The 1,907-nt window shown below is 60.8% G+C and carries 2 protein-coding genes; both read right to left on the bottom strand.

The window, feature by feature from the left end:
* A partial coding sequence (locus LPA44_RS17905) for an LLM class flavin-dependent oxidoreductase (protein WP_230890838.1) occupies positions 1–767 on the bottom strand: 767 nt, incomplete at its 3' end.
* 220 nt (positions 768–987) lie between these two features.
* The coding region (locus LPA44_RS17900; protein WP_230890837.1) for a branched-chain amino acid ABC transporter permease at positions 988–1,907 on the bottom strand (920 nt) is incomplete at its 5' end.

Genomic DNA, 1,907 nt, shown 5'->3' with positions numbered 1-1,907 from the left:
TCAGCGACGTAGCTCGAGCGATTGCTGGTGCACTGCTCGTCACCCGGCGTCCAACCGAACTCGTCCTCGGCGATGTCGCGGTAGTTATCGCGGATCTCGGCCTTCTCCTCGGTGCTACCGAAGACAACGCCGATTGGGATTTCCCGCTCAGCGGCGAATCGGAGGGACTTCTCGCTCTCCGCAGCCATCCAGAGATCCGGGTGGGGATCCTGGTAGGGGCGGGGCCAGGTGTAGACGTTTTCGTACTGGAAGTGTTCGCCGTCCCAGTCGAAGGGCTCGTCGGCCGTCCAGGTTTTGACGATGAGGTCCCAGGCTTCCTCGAAGCGCGAGCGGGACTCGTCCATGGGGATGCCGTAGGCGAGATACTCGCTGGGGATGCCGCGGGGGAAGCCGCTGATGATGCGGCCTTCGCTGATGTTGTCGAGCATAGCGAGTTCTTCGGCGAGACGGATGGGGTTTTCGCGGAGGGCGGGGAGGTTGCCGAAGAAGGCGATGGTGGTGTCGTACTCGGCGGTGCGTGCGACGAGGTTGGAGGCAGTGATGTTGGGGCCGGGCTGGAGGCCGTAGGCGTTGTAGTGGTGTTCGTTGACACCGACGCCGTCGAAGCCGAGTTCGGCGGCGTACTCGAGCTGGCCGAGGTAGTCCTGGTAGTACTTGGCGCCCTTTTCGGGGTCGTAGTCGTACTCAGTCCAGGGCCAGGCGGTCTTCTTCTCTTGGATGTCGTCGATGTCCTGATACGGCATCAGGTGGAACGCGAACGTTTCCATGGGTAGACGATACGTATCATCCTACATAATAGTATCTACTCATCCATCATTATACAGTATAGACCGTGAGACTGAGATACTGTTCGTGTTTCGCTAGTCGTTGACTAGACAGGCGCTGAACCAGCTGGGCGAAGCGTCAAAACCCACGAAGACCCGAAAGATCGGCTGGCACGGTCAGATTCCGTACCGGCTGCAGTTCGTTCGAGGCATGAGAAGTAGTTCACGTCTCCGAGACGCTTTCGCCGCTCTCAGCGTCAGTGACGACGCTATCGTGAAGGTACCCATAGAGACCCTGGGGAAGGAAAATAACGAACAGGACGCTGAGTATCCCCTCGAACGTCGTCGCAAGCCCGCCGACGAAGTCACTGAGAAGCTTATTGATGACGATGAATATTCCCGTTCCGAACAGCGGGCCGACCAGCGTGCCCATTCCGCCCAAGACGACGATGACGAGCATGTCGATAGTCCAGCCGACGCCGAGCGTAGAGGAGGCGTTCAAGTAGAGCGTGTACTGTCCGTACAGTCCGCCGGCGACCCCGGCAAAGAACGTCGAGATGATGAACGCCCACATCTTATACCGCAACGGATTGACGCCGAGCGTGTTCGCGGCGTCCTCGTCGTCCCGGATCGCCTGCATTCCGAGGCCGAATCGCCCGCTGATAACGTAGTACGTCGTGAGGAAGACAGCGACGAGAGTGACGACGGCGAGATAGTAGACGCCGACCTTCCCGAGGTCGTTCTGGACGTAGTAACCGGTGGCCCCGCCGGTCAGCGTCCGTTGGTTGTTGAGGAGTATCTGGATGATGGTCGCGAGTGCGAGCGTACCGATAGCGAAGTAGTGGCCGTCGAGGCGGAAGACGGCCGGACCAGTTACCAGCGCGAGAAGCGCCGCCGCGGCGCCGCCGGCGAGGACGGCCACGACGACGGGCATCGTAAGCCAGGACGGGAGACCGGCGACGCTCGGCGTCGTGAGCCACGCGCTGACGTACGCGCCGATACCGAAGAACGCGGCGTGGCCGAGCGATACTTGCCCTGCATAGCCCGCGAGGAGATTCCACGAAATGGCCAGAATGGCAAAGACGAGCGCTTGCAGTACGAGGTTCTCGAGGTAGTTCGACAGTACGAGCGGCACCAGCGCGA

Origin of the sequence: Halobacterium sp. KA-4 (genome assembly GCF_021028995.1) — an archaeon.
In the GTDB taxonomy this organism is placed as follows: domain Archaea; phylum Halobacteriota; class Halobacteria; order Halobacteriales; family Halobacteriaceae; genus Halobacterium.
Note: the sequence above shows the minus strand (reverse complement) of the source record. Positions and strands in the feature narration are given on the sequence as shown.